The 18,903-nt window shown below is 44.7% G+C and carries 20 protein-coding genes; 3 read left to right on the forward strand and 17 right to left on the reverse strand.

Translation table 11 applies throughout. The features are described from left to right. Window positions 1-8: 8 nt before the first annotated feature. From JKJ11_RS10765 to JKJ11_RS10780, 4 genes are all read right to left on the reverse strand, one after another. Window positions 9-1,292, reverse strand: a complete 1,284-nt coding sequence (locus JKJ11_RS10765) for a TRAP transporter large permease (protein WP_006073742.1) — start codon at window positions 1,290-1,292, stop codon at window positions 9-11. A gap of 10 nt (window positions 1,293-1,302) precedes the next feature. Next, on the reverse strand, window positions 1,303-1,845 hold the full coding sequence (locus tag JKJ11_RS10770; RefSeq protein ID WP_006073743.1) for a TRAP transporter small permease subunit: 543 nt from the start codon (window positions 1,843-1,845) through the stop codon (window positions 1,303-1,305). Between the two features lie 106 nt (window positions 1,846-1,951). Beyond that, a complete protein-coding gene (locus JKJ11_RS10775) occupies window positions 1,952-3,046 on the reverse strand; it encodes a TRAP transporter substrate-binding protein (protein ID WP_006073745.1) in 1,095 nt (364 codons plus the stop codon). A gap of 388 nt (window positions 3,047-3,434) precedes the next feature. Beyond that, window positions 3,435-3,797, reverse strand: coding sequence for a MarR family transcriptional regulator (locus tag JKJ11_RS10780; RefSeq protein WP_038225886.1), 363 nt, complete (start codon window positions 3,795-3,797; stop codon window positions 3,435-3,437). Window positions 3,798-4,008: 211 nt separating this feature from the next. Here JKJ11_RS10780 and JKJ11_RS10785 point away from each other — a divergent pair, with 211 nt between their 5' ends. Beyond that, window positions 4,009-4,680 (forward strand): DUF2982 domain-containing protein, encoded by a 672-nt coding sequence (locus JKJ11_RS10785; protein ID WP_252038160.1) that lies wholly within the window; start codon window positions 4,009-4,011, stop codon window positions 4,678-4,680. A gap of 52 nt (window positions 4,681-4,732) precedes the next feature. Here JKJ11_RS10785 and JKJ11_RS10790 read toward each other — a convergent pair whose 3' ends face one another. The 9 genes from JKJ11_RS10790 to JKJ11_RS10830 form a co-directional block, all read right to left on the reverse strand. Further along, entirely contained in the window at window positions 4,733-5,386 is a 654-nt protein-coding gene (locus JKJ11_RS10790) for an MBL fold metallo-hydrolase (RefSeq protein WP_038223099.1), read from the reverse strand. Between the two features lie 63 nt (window positions 5,387-5,449). Beyond that, on the reverse strand, window positions 5,450-5,995 hold the full coding sequence (gene mepK, locus JKJ11_RS10795) for a peptidoglycan L,D-endopeptidase MepK (RefSeq protein ID WP_063603768.1): 546 nt from the start codon (window positions 5,993-5,995) through the stop codon (window positions 5,450-5,452). A gap of 155 nt (window positions 5,996-6,150) precedes the next feature. Beyond that, a complete protein-coding gene (locus tag JKJ11_RS10800) occupies window positions 6,151-7,797 on the reverse strand; it encodes a L,D-transpeptidase family protein (protein WP_252038161.1) in 1,647 nt (548 codons plus the stop codon). A gap of 91 nt (window positions 7,798-7,888) precedes the next feature. Then, the gene (locus JKJ11_RS10805) at window positions 7,889-8,977 is read right to left on the reverse strand and encodes a DUF1513 domain-containing protein (protein WP_124939922.1); all 1,089 of its coding nucleotides are present in this window, start codon (window positions 8,975-8,977) and stop codon (window positions 7,889-7,891) included. Then, complete coding sequence (locus JKJ11_RS10810; RefSeq protein WP_006074880.1) at window positions 8,958-9,989, reverse strand: imelysin family protein; 1,032 nt, start codon at window positions 9,987-9,989, stop codon at window positions 8,958-8,960. The genes JKJ11_RS10805 and JKJ11_RS10810 overlap by 20 nt, the downstream gene beginning before the upstream one ends. A 10-nt stretch (window positions 9,990-9,999) precedes the next feature. Then, on the reverse strand, window positions 10,000-11,397 hold the full coding sequence (locus JKJ11_RS10815; protein ID WP_252038162.1) for a di-heme oxidoreductase family protein: 1,398 nt from the start codon (window positions 11,395-11,397) through the stop codon (window positions 10,000-10,002). 64 nt (window positions 11,398-11,461) lie between these two features. After that, the gene (locus JKJ11_RS10820; protein WP_006074878.1) at window positions 11,462-12,721 is read right to left on the reverse strand and encodes an imelysin family protein; all 1,260 of its coding nucleotides are present in this window, start codon (window positions 12,719-12,721) and stop codon (window positions 11,462-11,464) included. 182 nt (window positions 12,722-12,903) lie between these two features. Continuing rightward, the gene (locus JKJ11_RS10825; protein WP_006074877.1) at window positions 12,904-13,551 is read right to left on the reverse strand and encodes a GTP cyclohydrolase II; all 648 of its coding nucleotides are present in this window, start codon (window positions 13,549-13,551) and stop codon (window positions 12,904-12,906) included. 176 nt (window positions 13,552-13,727) lie between these two features. Beyond that, window positions 13,728-13,901 carry a hypothetical protein gene (locus tag JKJ11_RS10830; RefSeq protein ID WP_006074875.1) on the reverse strand — a complete coding sequence of 58 codons (174 nt, stop codon included), beginning with the start codon at window positions 13,899-13,901 and terminating at the stop codon, window positions 13,728-13,730. Window positions 13,902-14,130: 229 nt separating this feature from the next. Between JKJ11_RS10830 and JKJ11_RS10835 the strand changes: the two genes are divergently transcribed. Then, window positions 14,131-14,607 (forward strand): WbuC family cupin fold metalloprotein, encoded by a 477-nt coding sequence (locus JKJ11_RS10835; RefSeq protein WP_006074874.1) that lies wholly within the window; start codon window positions 14,131-14,133, stop codon window positions 14,605-14,607. 108 nt (window positions 14,608-14,715) lie between these two features. Further along, complete coding sequence (gene dbpA / locus JKJ11_RS10840) at window positions 14,716-16,098, forward strand: ATP-dependent RNA helicase DbpA (RefSeq protein ID WP_252038163.1); 1,383 nt, start codon at window positions 14,716-14,718, stop codon at window positions 16,096-16,098. Window positions 16,099-16,155: 57 nt separating this feature from the next. On the opposite strand, the gene JKJ11_RS10845 is transcribed toward dbpA, so the two are convergent. From JKJ11_RS10845 to JKJ11_RS10860, 4 genes are all read right to left on the reverse strand, one after another. Continuing rightward, window positions 16,156-16,734 carry a ferredoxin-type protein NapF gene (locus JKJ11_RS10845; protein ID WP_252038164.1) on the reverse strand — a complete coding sequence of 193 codons (579 nt, stop codon included), beginning with the start codon at window positions 16,732-16,734 and terminating at the stop codon, window positions 16,156-16,158. Between the two features lie 15 nt (window positions 16,735-16,749). Beyond that, window positions 16,750-17,358, reverse strand: coding sequence for a molecular chaperone TorD family protein (locus JKJ11_RS10850; protein WP_240206100.1), 609 nt, complete (start codon window positions 17,356-17,358; stop codon window positions 16,750-16,752). Between the two features lie 76 nt (window positions 17,359-17,434). Next, on the reverse strand, window positions 17,435-18,277 hold the full coding sequence (locus JKJ11_RS10855) for a DmsC/YnfH family molybdoenzyme membrane anchor subunit (protein WP_031494042.1): 843 nt from the start codon (window positions 18,275-18,277) through the stop codon (window positions 17,435-17,437). Between the two features lies 1 nt (window position 18,278). Next, window positions 18,279-18,893, reverse strand: coding sequence for a DMSO/selenate family reductase complex B subunit (locus JKJ11_RS10860; RefSeq protein ID WP_063603757.1), 615 nt, complete (start codon window positions 18,891-18,893; stop codon window positions 18,279-18,281). Between the last annotated feature and the right edge of the window lie 10 nt (window positions 18,894-18,903).

The following is an 18,903-nucleotide window of genomic DNA, read 5'->3' on the forward strand; positions in this document are numbered from 1 at the left end:
AGCTCCGATCACATTCCATAAAATTCTGGGAACATAAGTATCGACGCTAAGACGACTATTTGTATCGCGATAAATGGCATTACGCCTCGGTAAATATCTCTTGTGGTCACGCCATTAGGGGCTACGCCTTTCAAATAAAACAAGCTAAAACCGAATGGTGGGGTTAAGAACGATGTTTGCAGGTTCATCGCAATTAAAATAGCAAACCACGTCATATTGATACCCATTAGCTCTGCCACAGGGGCAATCATCGGTACGATAATGAAACAGATTTCTACGAAGTCGATAAAGAAACCAAGAATCAAAATCACCACCATGGTAATGATTAGGAAGCCCCATTTCTCACCAGGCAGTTCAAGCATCCATTCCTCTACCAGCATATCACCACCGGTGTAAGTAAACGCCATTGAGAACGCTGTTGCACCAAGCAGAATCGCAAATACCATCGCCGTCACTTTCACCGTTTCTTTAGACGCATCATAGAGCATGCCCCAACTGAATTGGCGATACATAAGTGATAGAACAATTGCACCCGCTCCACCGAGAGCAGCAGACTCCGTCGGCGTCGCAATACCGGCAAAGATAGAGCCTAATACCACAACAATTAGTGCTAACGGCGGAATAATCGCTTTCAACGCCGTTTTTACTTCCTCTGAGCGTGAAATAGTTTCATCTCTTGGAATCGGTTGAGCACTCTCTGGGTTTAACTTTGCATAAATGAGTATGTAAGCGACATAAGCGCCAACTAGGACAAAGCCCGGCCATAACGCAGCTTGGAATAAATCCCCTACTGGAACACCTAACACGTCACCCAAAAGAATAAGCACGATGGATGGTGGGATAATTTGCCCAAGAGTACCCGACGCACAAATGGTGCCGCAGGCCAACCCTTTATCATAGTTGTACTTTAGCATCACTGGCAGTGAGATAAGCCCCATGGCGACGACGGATGCCCCTACAACTCCCGTTGATGCTGCAAGCAATGCACCCACGAGTACCGTTGAAATAGCGATACCACCACGAACACCACCAAACAGACGACCCATCGACTCAAGAAGCTGTTCAGCTAGTCGAGTCTTTTGTAAAACTAACCCCATAAAAACAAACAGAGGTACAGCCATTAATACCGTATTTTCCATAATGGACTGTATGCGATATGGCATAAACGCAAACATTTCTATCCCTTCAGCCCACACACCGAAGATCAGCGCGATACCGCCAAAAGTGAAAGCAACAGGAAAGCCAAGTAGTAGCGCGAATAAGGCTACAAAAAACATCACAATACCGATCATGAGAATGTCCTTATTCGTGTGAGCCGGAAGACTTAGCGTAAATGAGGTGTGGATTGAACAGTTTGTTCAATGAGTGCAGAACTAAGCCAACACCAGCAATCGCCATAAAGAAGAATGAAAGAGGAATCATCGCTTTGATGATCCAGCGATAAGGTAAGCCACCAGGGTCACCAGAGGTTTCTCCTAGCGCGTAACTTTCTTTGGCAAAATCGATACCAAACCAAGCGACCAATAAACAAAATGGGAAAAGAAAAACAAAAGTGCCTAGTAGGTCGATGATGGCTTGAGCTTTGATAGATAAACGCTCGTAGAATACGTCTACTCGTACATGTCCACCCGCCTTAATCGCGTATGGGACGCCTAGTAAAAACACCGCTGAGAACAAATGCCATTCCATTTCTTGGAAGGCGATAGAAACATCATTAAATACGTAGCGCATCACTACGTCATAAACAACATTCACCAATAAGAGCAAAAACAAAATACTGGATAACCAACCTAGCAAATCCGCTACCTTGTTAAACAGTCTTTCAATGTAAATTAAACTACGCATACAACTTTCCGCCTATCCGCCATATTTAGTTCATTGTTTTAGTTAAGGGCGTATGACCATTTTTTGGGAAAAAGTGGCGCAGGAGCCGCGCCACTTAAAGGGGGTATTAATTGTCGAACTTATTTAGGTAAGCTTTAGACGCAATATCAGTCCAAGAGCGCACTTGTTGTAGATAAGCGGCTTGAGAAGCTTGGATTTCTTTTGCCATCTCATCTTTAGCTGCGTGCTCTTTTAGCAACTTATCATTCGCATCACGCAGTGCATCCATTACTTCACGTGGGAAGTCTTTAACTTTCACATCTGGGTAATCTGTTTGGATAGTTGCCCAGTTTTTGCCACTTTCATGAGTCGATTGGATATACATGTCGTACGCAGCTGTCTTCATAGCGATTTGTAGAATTGCTTTCAAATCGTCAGGAAGTTTGTTCCAAGTACGTTTGTTTACTAGGAATTGCAGCTCTGTTGCTGGCTCATGCCAACCGGTGTAGTAATAAGGCGCAATTTTGTGGAAGCCCATACGAAGGTCTAGTGATGGTCCCACCCACTCAAGTGCATCGATGGTACGACGTTCTAAAGAGGTATACAGCTCACCTGAAGCGATGTTTGTTGGCTTAGCACCAACCTCTGCTAGGATTTCGCCGGCAAAACCTGGGATACGCATTTTCAGACCTTGTAGGTCATCTACACTATTGATTTCTTTTTGGAACCATCCGCCCATCTGAACATCAGTGTTACCACCAGGGAAAGACATCATGTTATGCGGTGCATACACTTTCTCCATTAGTTCCATACCACCACCGTGATAGAACCAAGCGTACTGTTCTGGTGCCGTCATACCAAAAGGCATTGTCGTAAAGTAGAGAGTATTTGGCACTTTACCTTTCCAGTAATACGACGCTGAGTGACCCATGTCATATTGACCAGATTTAACCATATCAAACACACCGAAAGGCGCTTTGTGCTTGTTCGAGGAGTCAATGCGGATTTGTAAACGACCGTTTGACATTTCTTCTGCCATTTTCGCCATGTTCTTCGTTGCGTCACCAAAGATAGGGAAGTTTGGCCCCCATGTTTCGGCTAACTTTAGACGATAAACTTTATCGGCTGCATTTGCGGTACCTGCAACAAACGCTAAACACGTTGCTGCAACAATCGCCGTGCTCTTCATGACACGTGTTACTGATTTCTTGATTAGACTCATTATTCAGTTCCTTGAGTAGGTTCCCTGTTGAAGTCACTGTCGCGACTCCAAGTTTCACATTCCACACAACTATGGATGCAATTCTGAATAACGGGTATTAGTGAGAGCACGCAGTGATAAAACCATTAATTAGCGTTGTCAGACCTTGGTATTACGTAGAAATACGTAGGAAATAACCGCAATGAAAATCTAAATGGCTATAAATCAATAAATTAACAAGATAGGGCTAGAAAGGAGCTAGTAAAAATACTTAGGCATTTATTATCAGGCACCAATTACACAATCGCTACTTTTGTGACATCAGTCGCTAACATTAGTGCATTTCAGTCTGCTGGATCAAAAAGACCCCTAAATAAGGGGTCTTTTTGAGAATGGGTAAAGTGAACGCTTAAAGCGCTTTATAGATCACTTTATTGCCCGCAAGCTGTTCTTTAGCCACTAAGCCTTCTTCTAGAAGCTTCTTAAGTGCGCCAGTCGCCCAAGATGCTGCTTTCGCTTCTTCTTGGCCAGCTTCTAGGCCGATGCCTTTTGGATTGATACCGTCAGCATTTTTAGCAACGATGTCTAGCACTTGTTGCTGCTTAGGAGTTAAGGCTACATCAACTTTTTTTGTCGCAGTTGCGGTTTCAACTACAGGCGCTTTCGCTACAACAGGCTTTTCTGTTTTTGTTGCAGCTGCTGTGTTGGCAACTACCGCTTTAACGCGCTTTTGCAACTTAGATTGCACTTTGCGCTTATGAGCAAGTCTCATTTAGTTTTCTCTCCAATTCACTGCACCAAGACAGTGGTCAAAATTCGAAGCGCGTTTTATACCAAAATTTTGATAGCTTTTGTAGAGGATTGACACAAAGTGGCGTCAAAAATGCAGACCCAGGACGTTTATGGCTATTATTTAAACAATAAACTTTATTATCGCTTCATCGGTATAAAGAACCAGATAGGGTTAAAAAACAGTCGTCATTATGGATACACTACATTTCAGCAATCATAACTACACTTGGCAATCTCCGACCATTAAAGTGGTCGCTGCGGTCGGAGGGTTGGCCTGTTTTAGTTTTCTTCTACTGTCACCCAATTGGCAACAAGCGTTGGTGTTTATTACGCTCGTCGCTGCGGTCTTGACCTTTGCTTACTTTATGCTTATTAAAAGCCGTGTCACCTTCACACTGACAGCGACTCATTTCCAGCAACACGTATTCAAAGGTGGCTGGGTCGTTAAATGGAGTAATATTGAACGAATCGGCGTATGCACACATCACCAAGAAGGTTGGCATAAACCACTGCCTTGGATTGGAATCAGACTTAAACACTATCAACCTTACTTAGATGCCATCTGTCCTAGAGTGGCCACCGACCTTTTGCTAAGCCAACGTGCATTGCTTTATTTGGGTGCCCAGCAAACCTCACCAGCACTTAATTTTGAAGACATAGTATTGGACTCTGAGGCATACGTTACCAATGAGGGAAAAGAGTACAGAGGACTTCTCGCCATGTTGGCAAATCGAATGCGTTATCAGCGAGAGTTTTATGGGTTCGATGTATTTGTAGCCGAGGCCGACTTAGACAGGTCTGCGGACGAGTTTGTGGGTCTTACCCGCCGCTATTTAGCTGCGGCGGATAGAGAGTTGTCCTAGAGAAGCGTTACTTTTAATCGCTTACTGTCAGTACGCTTCTCTTAGGCGCCTGTTAGTAAAGCGGCATCTCATCGGCAACAAACGGATTGGAGGCTCTCTCATGACCAAAGGTAGACTGTGGGCCGTGACCCGGTACAAATGTTACGTCATTACCCAGCGGCCACAACTTTGTCTTAATCGAGTTAATCAAAGTAGCGTAGTCACCTTGAGGGAAATCTGTGCGTCCAATACCACCATTAAAGAGAACATCACCAACAAAGGCGACTTTTGATTCATCATTAAACAGCACTACGTGACCTGGAGTGTGACCCGGCGTATGAATGACGTTAAGAGTTTGATTACCAAACTCTACAGTATCACCATCATCTAACCATTGATTGGGTTCAAACGCTTTAGTCAACGGAAAACCAAACATTTGACTCTGGTTTTCTAACCCTTGTAACCAAAAGTTATCAGCTTTATGAGGACCAACAATGTTGGCATCAAGCGCCTCTGCAAGTGGCTCAGTTCCGCCAACGTGATCTAAATGCCCATGGGTGAGTACCAGCTGTTCAACTTGGACTCCAAGTTCTTTGATCAGCATCTCTAGTTGTTTTACATCACCGCCAGGATCAACAACCACACCTTTCATGGTTTCGTCACACCAAACGATAGAACAGTTTTGCGCAAATGAAGTGACAGGCACTACTTGATATTGAAGACTCATCATAAACCCTATTAATTTTGCAATTAGCGGGACTATGACATCACGCTAGCGGAATGACAAGTGTTACCAGTTTCTCACAGGGCCCGTATCAATATGGACGAACTGGCTTCTTGGGTAATAACCAACTCCACCTGCCTTAATGGTTAGCGCCGCCTCGTGAAGATGACTGAGTTTTACTCCATCTAATCTAAAGTCGATAGCCTGACCTAACATATGAAGACTTTTTTTCGCCACTCCATTAGAGCCTGAACGCAATGAAGCATTGGTTTCAGGAGATCGATAGCCAGAAATGATCAACACCTCTGATTTAACGCCTAATAGGCTCTGAATCTCTGATATCTGGTCGAACAAACGCTTATCCATGTTATGGGTTTCATTACGTCGATGATCACGACAAAGTGTATTGAGGCGAGCAAGTTCAGCTTGAATATACTTAGCACCGTCAAAGTAACGACTTTCTAAACTCTCTCCTGTGTGTAAGTTATTCATTGCTAATGTTCTTGGTGCAGAAGAAGGCATTGCAAAAGATAGTGAAGGCACCAATGACGCCGTTGCACCACACAAAGCAAGTTTGAGGGCGTCTCGTCTAGAAATGTTTGTTTGGATCATACTACTCAAAGAAAGGAAACTACGGAATTGCGGCGCAAGATACGTGTTTCTCAAGCCCAGTTCAAATGCAGAGATGAGCGAAAAGCGCTTATTTTTGCAACCATTAGTGGTTAACCTTTGAGCAGAAAGCGTTTTTTAGATTGTTCAAATTTGTGTCAATTTTTTGAAAATGCCGCACTGTTCATACTTTCTCGTTTGGCATCGTATTGGTATACGTCGCCGCGGAAGTGTGCCTTCCCATCAGACATCCAAGCGGTTTGATAAATGATATGAACCGGAATTCGCTGCTTAAGGGCTATCGCTTTATTTGGGCGATCCGTTGCGACATCTTCTAGTGTTTTCCCTTGTGCTTCGAGTAGCACTTGAGCGAACTGGTCAGCGTTTTCCACTCTTACACAACCAGAGCTGAATGCACGTAAACTCTCATCAAAGAGATGCTTACTAGGTGTATCGTGTAGAAAGATGGCTTGCGCGTTGGGTGTGTTGAACTTGTACTGGCCAAGCGCGTTTAACTCCCCAGCTTGCTGACGCATACGATACGGGAAGCGCCGCGCATTTACCTCTTGCCAATCAATCATCGTAGGGTCGATACGTGCCTGATTGTTCCAACCTTCTAAAATTTCAATTCGTTGCGAAAATAGGTAAGTTGGATTCTCTTTTACTTTAGGAATGATGTCTTTAACCATAATTTTCCAGGGCACATTCCAAGTAGGATTTAGGATAAGCGAGTCCATTTTAGTTTCCAGTAAAGGCGTTTGACGCGACGCTCTACCTACAATTACGCGAGACTCAAATCGTTCCTCTCCTTCATCCCAATATTCAAGCTGAAAATTCGGCACATTGACGACAATGATGTTTTCGCGCTGTTGTGGCCACAAACGAGAACGTTCCGAGTTGAGCGCCAATATACGCAATTTATCGGACGCGGACTTGTTCAACCATTCGATGGTATTGGGACCTATAATGCCATCATCGTTTAACCCGTAAATGGTCTGGAACTCTCTAATAGCAAGGTCGAGTAATTCGTCGAAATACCGGTCTTCCCTAGCGGTAATGAAGACATTGGATTCGGATAGTCTTTCAATAAGAATTAAATATGCTTCTTGAGGTAGCGTATCACCGAGTCTCGTGAGCCCAACTTGCTGATACTCTATTTTGGTCATTTGCGATTTCGACACTAAGTCGATGTACGCATTCTCGAATCCATCTTGCTGTAACATTGGCGACGCAAACGAGGTGATGTAAGCCAGTGCATCTTGTGCTTCGAAAGCTTTTACCATCAGATCCACTTCAGTTGCTGAAGGACGCGGAAGAGGTTCAATTAAATCGGTAGTAAAATACCACTCTTTACCAAGTTCTTGAGACGCTGCAACATAGCTTAAATAAAGTAAGAAAGTATCCGAAGCCACTCTATCATAACGATCCATCTCCCCTTGTTGATAATACTGTTGCAGGAGTTCGACTCTTGATTGGAACAGCGGACTAAAGCCAGCGAGCTTCATCATATCTAGTTGCAGATTTAGCTGAGCGTTAAGCTCATTGCCGCTCCATATACGCTCAGCATCCAGTCTGGAATATAAGTAGTCAACTAACGAGGGATAGAGAAGCACGTCTTGGGTATTATCTATAAGCTCAGTTGAGCCTTTTGTATTGTCTTGCTGAAGAATTGGCTTGATGTGTTTTACAGAATATGAGGTGAGCTCGGTCGAATTTGAGACAAGCTGATCTGGCGCGGCAACCGTCAATCCGGTTGTAGCTAGAGAGAATAAACCAACACACAATGAGAGTAGCCAGTTTCGCATCTACCAACCTCCTTTCAACCAAGGATCTTAAGTATGGCAGAAATCACACTATCAACCGGACAATTTTATACTAAACCAGCTACCGTCTCATTTATGTGATGGCACTCCAGTGATTATCCCACTGAATTCCAGAATAAAAGCGTTGTTTGTTCAATTGTGGATTAATTTTGATTACTTGCCCTGCACCAGAACTCACATGAAAGTCGCCATTCCTGACTACCACTCCTGAAGCATCTGGGAGCGAATTAATTTCTAGTAATTCACGTGTTGTCTTGTCCCAAATACCGTAGCAGCTTCCTCTCGGTGATGTAGCTAGAATATGCGTTTCTGTCGCTGCAATACTGGCAATATAATGATTAAATCTTGCCCACTGCTCTGGCTCTCCACCCAATTCTTCCATCACCGAACCTCGCTGATGAATGGCTACGAGTGGGACGTATTCCTCCGCTTCACCCCGATATTGCTGACCTGTTAACACCGTAGTGTCACCATCATGAGCAAGGTGGCGAATACTCTTATGATGGTCGCCAAGCGTTGCTTGCTCTAGAAGCTCTCCTTGAGGAGAAAGATAACTCAAGCTAGGTTGCATGGTTGCAAGATTTTTAGGTTGCCTGCCATTGGTATGTACGCCACCGACTCCAACGACTAACGAATCGTCTGCCATCACGATCACTTCATGAGGACCTAACCCGAAACCGGTAAACTCTTCTATTTTTTTATAGCCATTCGCAACATCATAAACGCCAATAATTCCGCGACTGCTCGACCGCTCCCCTTCTGTAGCGTACAACCATCGACCATCATTTGAATACACGCCATGCCCGTAAAAATGTCGGTTATTTGGCGCTAAAATGAGCTTTCTTACTTCTCCTTCACGATAGTCAAACACCATGGCATAGCTACCTGGCCTTCGAGCAAACATCACCGCGTGATGAGTATTCGGCGATACAGCAATGCCATGGCCACGGTCTGGTAAAGGCAGTCGATGCATAGCAGTAGCATTTTCGGTAGAAACAATAACTTCGTAGTCACCCTTGTTGCGAACCGAACCGCCTATCAAAGTTTCCTGAGCCATTTTCGTCGTGGAAGCGCAAGCCGTAAGCAAAGAAGGCGACATCACCGTGATGCCTGCCAACTTTGTGAAGTTGCGTCTAGAAATATCAATCGCCATCAGTCGCATTAAATCCTATTACTACTCCCAACTGAACCGCAGCCTCTTCATTGATAAGATACTTAAGTTGTTCAAGCTTATTGAATTGCGACAGCACTGTTCGATAGCCTTGTTTAGATTGCAAAAGCACAAATAGGCTGGTTTCGCTCGGCCAAGTTTCCAACGTATCTTCAAATTGGTGAACGATACTATCCGCCAAAGGTGCATGACCTTCATCACGCAAAAGCTTATCTAGCCCTTCTCCTTTCGCCAGATAGAGTGCTTGCATAGCTTCTACGTTGGTTTTTAAATTGCTCATCGACGTTTTCGAGCGCCAAGACTCAGAGAAATAAGGTCGCGGAGCACCGATTTTTGCTAACGGACGAGACAGTTTTTTCATGCTGTAATCCAGCTGGTTAGACAGCAAAGCCAGATATTCTGACTCCCACCCCTCTTTGTCTAAAGAGGACCATGGATTGGTTTGCCATGCCATGAATATCGTGTCGGCGCGATCGGTAAGAGAAGCGGTAATGGCAGTCGCCAATGAGCAATGCTCTCGTGAGCCCTTTGCTAGTGTTGAAGCATCATCATAAAGCAGCCATTCAATTGCTCCTAGTCCCTGAATGGTGACACTTTGCAATTGTACTGACTCCATGCTCCACGCGTCGGTTTTAACCGCTTGCGACATCTTCCTACCGGTGGTGTTCTTCTTATCTGGCCAGAATTGAACATTCCAATTCTGCTCCAGTGCCATAGCAGGACCTCGCTCTTGCCCTTGCAACCACATCCAACGAGACATTCCTTGTTGCCATGCCGCAGACACCTGCGTCAGGTCCGATTCCCCTTGGCAAAACTGTGCAGTTTGCGATTGCAAGTTCATCATTGCCGTTTTGAACTTCAACGCAGAGTCAAATTCAACTTCATATACTGCTTGGCTAAGGTGTGTTGTGGCTTCTGGCTCTGGGGCTTGGATCACACTACTCGATTGACAAGCCGTTAAAAAAAGCAAGCTCAACGCTATAGATGAAAGTTTGTAATTCACGTTGCTCTCCTTACAGTGAATTTAGAAACGCCAATAGCGCATCACGTTCTGATTTAGATAAAGCTAACACGTTTTGTTTTGCGGCTTCTGCTTCGCCACCGTGCCATAAAATCGCTTCGGTGAGATTTCTCGCTCGCCCATCATGAAGAAAGTAGGTGTGACCATTAACTTCTTCCGTGTAACCAATGCCCCACAGCGGTGCTGTGCGCCACTCACGGCCTGAAGCTGCGTATTCTGGTCGATTGTCTGATAGTCCCTCTCCCATGTCATGTAATAGCATATCGGTATAAGGGTGAATCGTCTGGTTCGAAATGGCAGGCAACCCTTCTTGTGTACCGGTTTGAATGCCTGTTCTATGGCAGTTTTGGCAACCAACATTGTTGAATAGCTTCTCACCTGCGACAACCAAAGGGTCGTCGATATTACGTCGTTGAGGCACCGCTAAATGCTGAGTATAGAACTCGACGAAGTTGAGAATTTTGTCGCTCACCTCAGGGTCTCCGCCACTGTGCTGCGCCATACAAACGTCCTGATTACTGGTACAGTTCTCACTCGGAAACAGCGAACTTGTCAAGCCTACGTCACCATTGAACGCGGCCGCATTTTGCTGCATCAAATTAGGCTGGCCTGCTTTCCATCCAAAACGCCCCAATGTCATCTTTTGGGTGCGCACATCCATTACATAGTTCGGCTTTCCTGTTACTGATGAGCTGTCCGCTTTCTGCGCTTCAGCAAATGCTAAAATCGTCGACTCTGGAATCGATTCGAGCAACCCTAAGCCAATCATTGGCGGAGCAACTCGTGCCGACATTAAAACGTCGGGATGCATATCGCCGTAGGCTAGTTCAACAATCTTGAGATTAGGTTTGCGTAACATGACGACCGTGCCATCTTTAAAACTTACCGCAACCTCATCATAAGTAATATCAATTTGTCCTTCTGGCTGCATGTTCGGCAAAGCAAAATCTTGCAACTGACCGCCATACGTCGGCTCAGGTATTACACCGTCAAGCTCATAGGCCGCTTTCTGCTGCACAGTCACAGCCGGAATACTCAACCTAACCAACATAGATACGGCATGTTGGTCATTTTCTTCAGGAGGATGACCACGACCGTCTTTGATATGACAGTTTTGACAACCATTGGTATTAAATAGTGGTCCAAGTCCATCCCTCGCATCTGTGGAAGCGGGAGCTTGAACCCAGGGGTTTCTAAAAAAACTGTTACCGACGCTAAAATCTAGTCGCTTTGACATAGGCAAGTTGGCTGCAGGCATTGAGTAAGCGTTAGGCCCCTCTTTTTTTACTGTGGTTTTACCGCCCGACAGATGAGAAGACTCAGACCCGGCAAACACCGAGCCGACAAAAAGAAATAGTAGCGTGGCTAAAAAAGGATAAGATCTTGACATACAGCGCTCACAAAAAGATCGACAAAAGGGGGCAGTAGCCCCCTATTTATTATGGTTATTGTGCTTAGAATTCGTGGTCAGCAGTATCTGGATTTAGGCTATCAATACCGATGATGCCAGCGGCACGCTCAATTGAACCAGTTTGCGCGACAAGTGCAACAATGGTCTCATTCACTAGTTTGTTACCTTGAGGATTATTAGACGCGATCAACTGGTCAAAGTGTTGGTTGTCTTTTTCTGCCGAGGTAACAAGCTTGCCTACTTGCGCACGTGCAAGATCAAATTGCTTTTGAATCTCTTTCGCTGCTGTTTTGTCTTTTGCTTCAACAAGGTTAGCGATACTTGGACCGTCAACTAACGTTCCATCAACGCGAACGTAAGTGCCCGTGTAAACGTTATAGATACCTTGCTCGTTGTAATAGTGAGAGTTATGCGTGTTATCAGAGAAACAATCGTGCTCATCTTCAGTAGAGTTGGCTTCTAGAGCCACTTTCATGCGCTCACCCGCAAGCTCACCTAGAGAAAGTGAACCCATACCAAATAGCATCTTACGAATGCCGTTGTCAGCTTTGTCAGCGAGTAGTTCAGAGCGGTAGTTGCCTTTCTCGGAAGCTGACCATTGTTTCTCCATCCATTGAAGATCTTGAATCAACAGTTTTGATGCAGCTTGAAGATACTGCGCACGACGCTCACAGTTACCGTTAGTACAACCTTCACCGACGACATAGTCAGTATAAGGACGTTCACCTGCACCTGCGTTGGTTCCGTTAAGGTCTTGTCCCCACAGTAAGAACTCAATCGCATGATAACCTGATGCTACGTTTGCTTCAGAGCCACCAACTTCATTAAGGTTAGCAATGACTTCAGGTGTAATTTCTTTAACGTCAAGAGTTGTCGCGCCAATTTTTAGGCTCTTGTTAGCAACAATGTTCGCTTGTGCACCTTCATTACCTAGCTCATATTGGTAATCCGCACTCACATAGTCGATAAGACCTTCATCAAGTGGCCATGCGTTAAGCTGTCCTTCCCAATCGTCAACGATAGCATTACCAAAACGGAATACTTCCGTTTGCTGATAAGGTACGCGAGACGCTAGCCATGCTTGTTGAACATCGGCAAGACCTTTCTCTGAAGGGTTTGCCAAGAATGTGTTAATAGATGTGTCTAAATCTTTTGCTGTAATTAGCGCATCTGCGAATACCGCGTGAGCCAGATCAGCATAGTGTTCTACCACTTGGTCTTTAGTAACTGCAGAAAATGCAGCGCTTGAAGTCATTACAAGAGAGGCTGCCACTGCACCCTTCACCATGGTTGTTACATTCATGAAAAGCATCCTTGTTGAGCTTAATAGTTATCAGTAGTGCGAATTATTATCATTTATACTACGAAGTGCGATAATACTCAGTTACAATTTATTTTCAAGAATAAATACAAAAAAGCCTCACAAAAGTGAGGCTTTTCTATCATTTTACTAACAATTTTATGATTGGTGACCTAGATTACTGACTAAAGCTTGAGGTAGTGCTTACCGTGAGAGACCTTTGCTTTAAGGTAGTTTTCATTACCATCTTTGATATGAGCGTGCGTATTCACAACTTCTTCAATATTGATGCCGTGCTCGCGAAGCTCGCGCACTTTCTTAGGATTGTTAGTGACCAGACGAATAGAGTGTACGTCCAGCGCTTTAAGCATTTGAGCGGCTTCCGTAAAGTCACGTAAGTCATCGCCAAACCCTAAATGGTTATTGGCTTCATACGTATTCATACCATCAGACTGAAGCTTGTAGGCGTCTAGTTTGTTGTAAAGACCGATTCCTCGCCCTTCCTGGCGTAGATACAGGATGATGCCGCCTTCTTCGCCCATTTTCTGAATGGTTTCTTCCAATTGCTCACCACAATCGCAACGTGACGAGTGGAAGACATCACCGGTAAGACACTCTGAATGCATCCTTACCAAAGGTAAAGATTGGGTCTTGTCAGATGATTTAAAAATAATCGCTACATGTTCTTTATCTGTCTTGAGTCCACGAAACGACAGCATCTCTGCGTCTATATCACTCCTGGAACCGACTTTTAATTGTATTCTGGCACGTACTTCCGCCATAGTCTCTCTCACTAGATTATCTGAGGCTAGTAATGAACTTATCTCAGCCATCGCTCTATTCTCCATAAAGTGAACTATGGGGGCTAGTACTCGACTTTTCAACAATAAGATCAATATAGTAATTGTTATATTATAACAATTACTATTTATAAGAAACTAAAAAAGCCCCGAGTATCAATACTCGAGGCCCATAAAAATCATTTAGTTAGGCGATAAAAAGATAGGTCTTACGCTTGTTTTTGTTTCCATACAGCGAGTTGGACCCACACATTTTCCAGTTCCGCTAACTCTTCTTTTGTTAATAGAGAGATGGTCTGGGAAGACTCACCCGAGCTCGCACCATTGGCAGATTTAAGGTGTGCATAAAAGTCTTTTTTGAGTTGGCTGATGACTGCTTCCACTGCTGTACCACCTTACTTACGGGTTATTTCCTAAACAATGCGATAATACCACTCTGATCAGATCGTACAGCTTTTTCAAACATTTCTGGAACTGCCATCACAATCTAACTGGTTTTTACCTAGAATTTTCTAAACTTTATCCCACAGCGGACGAAGGCGGCAATTTGTTACTGAACTTTTTTATCGAGGCGGTAGAATATCGACACTTTACACTTCAAAGAACAATGTCATGTTAAAAATCATCAGCAACCAAGACTTCGATACATTTGCGCAAAACGCAAAAGAAGCGCCACGCAAACGCAGTCATCATAACCTACACGAGCAATTGGACGCTGGCGTTCAGCGTTTGTTCATCTCTACAGAGCCAGAAACCTACATGCGCCCTCACCGTCATAGTGAAGAGCACAAATGGGAATTATTCCTTGTTCTTAAAGGGCAACTGGATTTATTGATTTTTGATGATGAAGGCAACCTCACAGAGCGTCACAGTCTCTCACCAGAAACTAACCGTGCTATCGAAATCCCACCAGGCACTTGGCATGGTTACGCTTGTATGCAATCGGGCACGGTCGGCCTTGAAATCAAGGAAGGCGCATACATCCCTACTCCTCAAGAAGATTTCGCACCTTGGTCTCCAGCAGAAGGTGAAGATGGCGCCAATGAATATCGCGATTGGATGAGCACAGCACAACCAACGGCAAAATAATCTTCAGCTGCTATCCTCACTACTAAATCTACAAAAGCGTAGATAAAAGTAGCATCTAGAGCGGGAATGTTGATAATACCCGCTCTGCATACCGACTGAGGACAGCTCTTGAACACTCCAGCCTTTTCTACCTTAAACTTACCATCTGAATTACTCGGCACATTAGACAGTCTTGGTTACGCTTCCATGACGCCAATCCAAGCCGAGGCACTACCAAAGATTTTGGCGGGTAAGGACGTTATCGGCCAAGGAAAAACAGGTTCAGGAAAAACCGCAGCCTTCTCTCTCGGCGTACTTAGCAACTTAAGAGTAAAGCGCTTCCGTGTGCAGTCTCTTGTTCTCTGCCCAACTCGTGAGCTTGCGGACCAAGTTGCAAAAGAGATTCGCACCCTAGCTCGTGGTATTCACAATATCAAAGTACTAACACTGTGCGGCGGTATGCCAATGGGACCACAAATTGGTTCTCTGGAACACGGTGCGCATATTCTAGTGGGAACGCCTGGTCGCATCCTTGATCATCTAGAAAAAGGTCGTATCAACCTAAGCGAACTGAATACTCTGGTACTTGATGAAGCGGACCGTATGCTAGATATGGGTTTCAAAGATGCCTTAGACGCTATTATCGACCAAGCTCCAAAGGAGCGACAAACGCTGCTTTTCAGCGCTACATTCCCTGAGCAAATCCAAACCATTGCTGCTCGAGTTATGAAGCAACCAGAAGTGGTGAAGGTAGAGAGTAAGCACGATCACTCAAGCATCAAACAGTTCTTCTATCAAACTAACACTCTCGAAGAACGTGATAATACACTTGAAAACTTGCTTCTGACTCACCAACCGGAGTCTGCTGTGGTGTTCTGTAATACTAAAAAAGAAGTTCAGAACGTTGCGGATGAACTGCATCATCGTGGCTTTAGCGTGATCGATATCCACGGTGATTTAGAGCAAAGAGATCGTGACCAAGCACTCGTACAGTTCGCCAATAAAAGTGTTTCTATTTTAGTGGCAACAGATGTTGCAGCTCGTGGTCTCGATGTCGATAACCTCGATGCAGTATTCAACTATGATCTGTCTCGCGACCCAGAAGTACACGTACATCGCATTGGTCGTACTGGGCGCGCCGGTAATAAAGGTTTAGCCTTTAGCTTCTATAGCGAGAAAGAGTTCTATCTTGTAGCGCGTATCGATGAGTACATGGATATGCCGATTGAACCAAGCGAATTGCCTGCAAAGTCAACCAACCAACCATTTCAAGCAAAAATGGTGACGATTCAAATTCAAGGCGGTAAGAAGCAAAAATTGCGCCCTGGTGATATTTTAGGGGCGCTAACCGGTGATAAGACACTCTCCGGCAATCAAATTGGTAAGATCAATATGTTCCCAATGAGTGCTTATGTGGCTGTCGAGAAAGCGATAGCTAAGCAAGCGTTAGGTAAGATTACCAATGGCAAGATGAAGGGCCGAAACTTCCGCGCTCGAATCATCAAAGCTTAACCTTCAACTCCATCAAAAACAGCTCTTCGTTAATACATAGAGCTGTTTTTGTATTCGCTACTGCATGGATAACGCCATAGATATAGTGGAAAAAGGACATCCCTGCTTACAACGTCCGCAGCCATCACAAGCTTTCTTATCCAACTCCGGTAGGCTGTACGACTTGATACTTATCGCCTGTTTTGGGCAGGCTTCTTGGCATAAGTGGCAATCACTAAACAGTGCATTTTGACATCCATCCGAGAACTGCGGAATCAAACCAGTATCGTTGTCCTGTCCATGCAATGCACCTGTTGGGCATACTTGGCTACATTCTCCACATTGGCTACAGTACCCATAATCAAGTACAAGCCGAGCCAGTTCATCTTCAATGGCAATAACCTGCTCAGGACAAGCCTTGACGCAATCTCCACAAGCATTGCAAATCTGTTGATAGAGCAACTCATCAACAGCTTTTGGTGGTCTAGGGATTGTTCGTGATACTTCTTGGCAATCTAACTTAGCAGATAATGAGTCATCACTGGCCATTACAGGTGAATTCCTCGTACTGCCATTCGCCAAAGCGCGAAAAAGACCACGACGACTTATGGTTTTGTGCTCCATATACGCTTTGTAGTATTTTTCATCTCTGATCATGAGCGCTTACCAACCCTAACGATACAGTTTCACGGCAAGTGGCGTAATATTTAACAGCTCCTGAACGGCTTCACACCATTGCGATACCAAGGCAGCTAGTTGTTTGTAGCTTTGAGTTGAAGCATGCTTCTCAACCAACTCGAAATAACGGTAACACCAAGTCAGTAAGTGCTGTGAAAACAGCGCCTTGACCGACTCAATGTCGTGTTCTTGCTCAACCAATTGACTCACTGCAAATAACATTAAGCCAATTTGATCTTCTGGCTCTCTCATCCCAGTATCTAAGGCAATATCGTGATCTCGAAGAAACTGACGGTACGCTACTGTGGTATCACCAAAAATCACCTCTTCTCTATCCATATAGACTGAGCCCCACGGTGGTGCCAGCATCGCCTCTCCTCCTTCAAAAAGTAAGAAGAAGTCTTGATTTAGTGCTTCGTTGCTTTCGCCTTTAACCTGATGACACCATGCCTGAAGATCACTGTCTTTTAAGTTTTCATCTTGTAGCAACGCAGTCAATAAGGTCTGGTTGTTGTTGTCGGTAAGCGGGAAATAAAACAGCGAACCGAATACCTTTGCCATGGTTTGTAGACTAAGTAGATCGATAGATTGATTTTCTGACATGAATTTACCAAATTTCAAAAATGACTAAGTTGAACCAATAAATGAGAGCAGGCCGGTCAGCCTGCTCTCATCTTTGCTACATGCCTGCTGTCATGTGCAGACCAAAGAACACGCTGCGTCCGATGAGTTCCGCAACTAACACCATCGCAAAGCCAATGACGGCAATCGGCATAGAACGAGACTCAGAGCGCATCGCCCACATCCATGCAGCTAGGCCAACAAACACTAGGACAAAACGTAAGTTTTGAATCTCTGCCATATTTGGCACTAACTCACTAGCTGCAACAATCGCAGAATGAATATTAGGCAAGTTGGCGACCATTGACATAGTGACCATTGCCATTGTCACTGCGGCTACACTTGCCACAATCGCCGTGACTTTGCCTAAACGTGGACATTCCAACTTAGCGCCACGCATCAAAATAAGTGACAGCATCACGCCACAAATGACAGCCGTAAGCGTAAATGATTGACCCGTAAACGGTGTATCCCAAGTTGGAACCGTATCAATGATGTAGACGTTCGTCATGGCGACCATAAAGACCACGCCGATCACCATCGCCGCTACCATCAACCCTTTACGAATCGATTCACTGCCTTTATTGATGACAGACAATAGCCAATATAAACCACCTAAACCAAAGAACATCGAACCAAATAGGATCTCACGTGATAACCAAGACGTTCCAATTTGGTTTAACGCATTGATTGCACGCATTGGGCTACCTAAGTGCATGGTTGATGCCATAAAGCCTAGTCCCATGAACACCCAAATAAAAAACATATTGCGAGTTATCGCTGTCTTAACGTGTGCATCCGCCTTACCAAATAATGTGATTAAGCCCATTACGATAAACGCACCGACTGCTGTTTGAGCAAATACAGTAAAGAAAATCAGAGGCCATTCATGCCATCCCATGTTAAACCTCCTTAGGGTTTGCTAGGTGACCAGTGGTGTCATTCGTTGGACGCGCATGACGATTTGGTTTGATCACGATATTTGGTTTCGTTAACGTTGATGATGGAAGTGGCGCTACGTCAGCGTTGGTTCCATACTTGGCACGAAGCTCAGCAATAGGACCGAACTCCAACGCACGAAGTGGGCAAGAACCGACGCAGATTGGCTCAAAACCTTCTGCTACGCGCTCGAAACAACCGTCACATTTCGTCATGTGACCCTTTTCTTTGCTGTACTGTGGCGCACCGTAAGGGCAAGCGTTAGCGCAGTGTTTACAGCCAATACACACCTTCTCATCCACGACCACAAAGCCGTCTTCACGTTTGTGCATTGCACCCGATGGACACACTTTTGCACACGCCGGTTCGTCACAGTGGTTGCATGCAATAGAGGTGTAATAGGCAAACACGTCTTGACGGTAAGTGCCGTTATCTTCGATCCAGTTACCACCTGCGTATTCGTAAACTCGACGGAAGCTGCGATCAACACCAAGATCCTTAAAGTCTTTGCAAGCTAACTGGCAGGTTTTGCAACCAGTACACTTACTCGAATCGATATAAAAACCGTATTGTTTCATGAGTTAGTCC

Origin of the sequence: Vibrio sp. SCSIO 43133, assembly GCF_023716845.1 — a bacterium.
GTDB lineage: Bacteria > Pseudomonadota > Gammaproteobacteria > Enterobacterales > Vibrionaceae > Vibrio > Vibrio mediterranei.